This window comes from Bradyrhizobium sp. MV1.5, assembly GCF_055807615.1.
Genome location: NZ_JBVVPL010000094.1, coordinates 1 through 4,781, shown reverse-complemented (window position 1 = coordinate 4,781; position 4,781 = coordinate 1). Strand labels below are relative to the sequence as shown.

General features: G+C 58.0%; 2 protein-coding genes and 2 pseudogenes. 1 reads left to right on the top strand and 3 read right to left on the bottom strand.

The genetic code is table 11. The features are described from left to right. Nucleotides 1-149 precede the first annotated feature (149 nt). The 3 genes and pseudogenes from AC0L2J_RS34525 to AC0L2J_RS34515 all read right to left on the bottom strand — a co-directional run. Nucleotides 150-326: pseudogene (locus AC0L2J_RS34525) on the bottom strand (Lrp/AsnC ligand binding domain-containing protein); the annotation flags it as partial. Between the two features lie 54 nt (nucleotides 327-380). Then, nucleotides 381-2,018 (bottom strand): GMC family oxidoreductase, encoded by a 1,638-nt coding sequence (locus AC0L2J_RS34520; RefSeq protein WP_473395954.1) that lies wholly within the window; start codon nucleotides 2,016-2,018, stop codon nucleotides 381-383. A gap of 312 nt (nucleotides 2,019-2,330) precedes the next feature. Further along, nucleotides 2,331-3,278, bottom strand: a complete 948-nt coding sequence (locus tag AC0L2J_RS34515) for an HpcH/HpaI aldolase/citrate lyase family protein (protein ID WP_473395953.1) — start codon at nucleotides 3,276-3,278, stop codon at nucleotides 2,331-2,333. Nucleotides 3,279-4,457: 1,179 nt separating this feature from the next. On the opposite strand from AC0L2J_RS34515, the pseudogene AC0L2J_RS34510 reads away from it, so the two are divergent. Beyond that, nucleotides 4,458-4,745, top strand: a pseudogene (locus AC0L2J_RS34510) (transposase); the annotation flags it as partial. Between the last annotated feature and the right edge of the window lie 36 nt (nucleotides 4,746-4,781).

Here is a 4,781-nt window from a genome sequence, read left to right as displayed (position 1 = left end):
TGAACCTGCTTGCAGCAACTTTCAGAGGAGATGTCTCGAAGAGGTTGCCTGTCGCATAGATTAGAGGAGAACGGCGACGGGTTTTGGCGTTCTAGGCGAATGAGCGATGGAAAGCCGCAGGAAAATGCGAATCACAGAAGACTCCCGAGTCAATCTTCGGACGGAGACTCAATCGGAGTGGCAAAGCCTGTTTTAAGGCGGTCCATCATGACCATGGTTTTGAAACCCTTGATGTCCGAGTTCTCGTAAAAGAATCGTCGCGTAAACTGCTCGTAATCCTCCATGGTACGAGCGGTAATGTAGAGAACGAAATCAGCATCGCCCGTCGTTCAGGTGCCCACATGGTCGAGTAATGACCGGATCAGTGGTTGCACGGAACACTAAATTGGAAAGGATACATTGAGGTTGCGGCCCTTGCGCTTGATGCCATCTTTGGCGTCTTGCTTCATCATGTCGGCTCCTTTCTCGGCCACCATAATCGTCGGCGCGTAGGTGTTACCGGAAGGCACCGTCGGCATGATCGAGGCATCAATGACACGCAACCCAACAAGGCCGTGCACCCTCAGGCGATCATCAACAACCGCCATAGGATCGTTGCCCATCTTGCAAGTACCGACAAAATGATGGAGTCCCCCTCCGGCATGTCGAGCGTACTCGAGCCTATCTTCGTAGCTCTGCACCTCGGCGCCCGGATAGATCTCAAGATCGATCCATTTGGCCATGGCAGGATTCTGCATGATCTTGCGCGCGATCTGCAAGCCGGCCACTGTGCAGTCACAGTCCATCTTCGAGGTCAGGTAGTTCGGCTGAATGGCTGGCTCGCTGCCCGGAATTCGCGACTTGATATGGATTGAACCACGTGACGCGGGGCGGCACTGATTGATCGCGACGCTCATACCAGGTTTTCTCTCGAGCCGTGCCGGCCACGCCGGATCTTTCGTCGCGGGCACCATGTGGAACTGCACGTCGGGCGTCTGCAGAACGGACACGGTGCGCACGAAGCCGGCCACTAGTGCCGTTGGCCGAGCAAGCAGGCCTGTGCCACTCACATAGTATCGTATGATTTCGCGCAAGAGTCCCAAGCCACCGGCCTGCTCGTTAAACGTGATCGGCCGGTTGATGCGATAGGCAAGGTTTACATAGAAGTGGTTGCCATAATTCTCGCCGACCCCCTTTAACTCATGGCAGATCTCGATCCCTAATTTCTTAAGCACTTCCGGCTGGCCGATGCCCGAAAGCTCCAATAGGCCGGGAGACTGGATAGCGCCGCAAGAGACGATCACCTCCGCGCCACAGCGTGCCTCCCGAGCTTCGCCGTGCAGCGTATAAGCGACGCCGACGGCGCGCTTTCCCTCGAGCAGGATGCGGCTGACAAGCGCATCGGTCTCGATGCGCAGATTTGGCCTGCTGCGCGCCGGATCCAGGAAAGCGCGAGCCGCCGACCAGCGTTGGCCATTTCTGGTGGTCGCCTGAAAGTAGCTGAAGCCGTCCTGCTGCCCGTTGTTGTAGTCATCGTTACGCGGGAAGCCACTGGCTTCGGCGGCGTCGATGAGCGCGTCGCCAAGCACGTGGTACTCGCTGGTTTTGTAAACATTGAGAGGCCCATCCTTGCCCCGCGATTGGTCGCCCTGTCCCTCGTAGTGTTCCGATTTCTTAAAATACGGGAGTATGTCTTCATAAGACCAGCCTGGATTGCCCAATTGGCTCCAGGTGTCAAAATCGAGCGGCTGGCCGCGCACATATAGCATGCCGTTGATCGAACTTGAGCCGCCCAACCCACGGCCGCTCGTACAGGGGAGGCGCTGGCCGCTCACATTCCCGTCGATCTGGAAGTTCCAGCTAAACCTTTTGCGGAGCTGGTGCTTGATGTAGCCTGCGGGAATATCGATCCAGATCGATCGGTCGCGTGGTCCGGCCTCCAGGAGCAGCACCTTGACCCGCGCATCCTCCGTTAGGCGATTCGCGAGTACGCAACCGGCCGAACCGCCGCCGACGACGATATAGTCCCATTCGGACATTGGTGAGTTTGGATCCCTTGACGTTGGCCCAATGAGCTTGTGCTAGGTTGTTACCCTGCAGATGTTGGGGACTGCGCGCGCCGGCCTATGCGGATTGAACTCGATGATCGACAATGTGCACCAGAGCTCCAGATATTGGATCACCTGCGAGAGTCGAAGGGTGAAGCTGGTTTCGCTGAATTGGCTCCCGCCCACATCGGCGGTTGCTCTCTTGAGAAGCTCGAGGAAAGGCAGCCAAGCCACGTGCTGACGACGGCTTGCGGTTGGGACGTAAACGCAAGTTCAGCCCGTTGCTGGCCTTCCGAGGCTTTCTCAAATTTGAGGCAGCTCGAGGTTCGGAACGTTCCCAACGTCAATTCCGGCTGCCTGCGCCCTCTCGAGGAAGTCCATAGCAGTCCGAGCGTGCGCATAGCCCAGCAGCGTTGACTTGTACCGAACCGCGGCATTCCCCTTTGCAATGCCTTCGGCCACCGCGAGCACGAGGCCGCGAGCCTCCTCGATTTCAACCTGCGAGGGCGAGTAGATCTCATTGATAATTGGGATATGGCTCGGATGGATTGCCGAAGCCCAGGACGCGCCCAGACGCTTCGACTTTTCGCCGATGCGTCGCACGAGCTCAAGATCATCCAACTTCGTAGTCATGGCTCCTTCGACGCGCACAATTCCAGCAGCACGTGCTTGCAGCGCAGAATAGGCTCCAAAGAAAAGAGCCTCGGCAGCCTCTTCTTCGTACTGCAAGCCGAGAGAACGCGCCCCGTCTCCAGCGGGCACCGGGCCACCGGTCCCGCCAGCTCGCTTGATGCGCGGGGAGGCCATGCAGATTTCATAGAGCTTGTACATAGAACTTGCAGCTTCTGTGTACGGACAAATCTCTACGCTGCCGACTGGCAAAGCGCGCGATCTCTCCAACTCGCCAAGCACCAGATCCAAGGCCGCGACGTCTTCCGGATCTTCAGTCTTGGAGAGCATAACCCCGTCGAGACCACCGACCACTATCGCGTCAAGATCGTCCAGCAGCCAACCAGTTCGCCAACCATTGAGCCTCACGAAACGCCCAAACGCGTTCCCACTAAATTTGCTAATGACTTCCTTGACTGAAATTCGAGCAGCAGGCTTTTCCGCAATGGGAACGGAATCCTCGAGATCGAAGAGCAAAGCATCCGCACCATACTTAGGCGCCTTCAGCATCCAATCGTGCCTATGCCCTGGGACAAAGAGCATCGAGCGGTACCAGCGAGCATCTCGAAGTTTCTGGGGCATAGCTTCTTCCTGGTTCGGAACTCATATTTCTAACGCGGCATCAAGGTCAGCGCCTTTTGCGCGCTCCCGGACTACCATTGTAGCTGGGCCCTTGTGTTTACATCTCTGGATCGCCTGCGCACCTACCTTTCCTTGTGGGCTGACATGTGCCGATCAACGCCCACGGAAGCAGCTGGCGTAAACTAGCCCAAGCCGCTGTATGATCCGAACGCTCGACCGACCAATCAGCCCGACTGGCAATGGGGCGGGCGGCGTGGCGTCACGCTTGGAAGGCCAGATTCGGCGGCAGGGGAGGTTTCCTGGGCCAAGTGGTTGGGGGCTTTCAAAGAGGAGAATGCGAAGCTGAGGGAGCTTAGGGCCGATCAAATGCTCGATGCAGCTGCCTTTCGCGTGTAAAATGCCATCCGGGACTGCCCCCTCATATTCCCTAAGATGACAATGTTAAAGAAGCGCACCCTAGGGTCTCCTGAATTGACCGCCGCGAGTCCGAGCAAGCCATCAGGAAGTGCGCTTTCAAGACCCTTAGCAAGCGAACAGCTTACGGAGAGTCGGCGAAAGCACCTGTCGGGATTAAGTACTAAGAAACGAAGCTTGAGCCGATAGTGCGATTTCTGTGTTGCTGATGAACTGTCGAGCGGCCTTTGATCGCCAATTCCCAGCGATCCCATTGGATCAGGCGAGCGGTAAATCTCCCGCAGCCTACGTGTAAATGTCTCATTGACACTCGGGTGGACCAATTGCTCTTTCGTGCGGCGTAGGCGGGGAAGATAGCGTTTGATCACCTTGGATAGCTCCGTTCTGCGGGCGCTCGGAGAGCCTCGACCACAAGAGCTGCGTCACGCACTACGTGCGGAATGCATTCGGTCCACTCGGTTGTGATATCCACCGTTGTTGGCGTCTGAATGAACGCGCCGGTTACGGACATGCCGCCGCGCGCAACCAGATCCGCTTCGCAGTAACCCGGCGGAGGTTATCCCCAGTCGTTGAATGTGCGCATCGGGACCTGCCGCCGTGCGGCACTGAAAAGCCCGCCCGCCGACGGGGTCCTCCGGCTGCTGCGAGTTGTACGTCACTCAGCACGCGGGATCGTAAGCGCTGAACCTCCTCCGAATGAGTGGACACCTGTAGTAGGCTCATCGAGCCCGGAGGTGTCGAATGGAACGTTAACGTCGGTCATTTACCGAAGAGTACAAGCGCGAGGCGGTCGAACTGGTGGTGTCGAGCCGCCGCTCGATCCGGTCGGTGGCCAAGGAACTCGGTCTGCGTGACTCGTTGCTACGGCGCTGGGTCGATAAGCTCCGGCGCGAGCCGGCATCGGCGGCGTGGCGCCCCACCACGCACGCGAGGCCGATGTCGGCGGACCAGGCCTCGGAGATCGCTCGGCTGCGCCAAGAGAACGAACGGCTGCGTATGGAACGCGACATTTTAAAAAACTGTCCAGGGGGATGGCGCGCCTGTGCGGGGTAGAAACAGCCTTGTGCTATCCCTTGGCTCGGAGGGTAG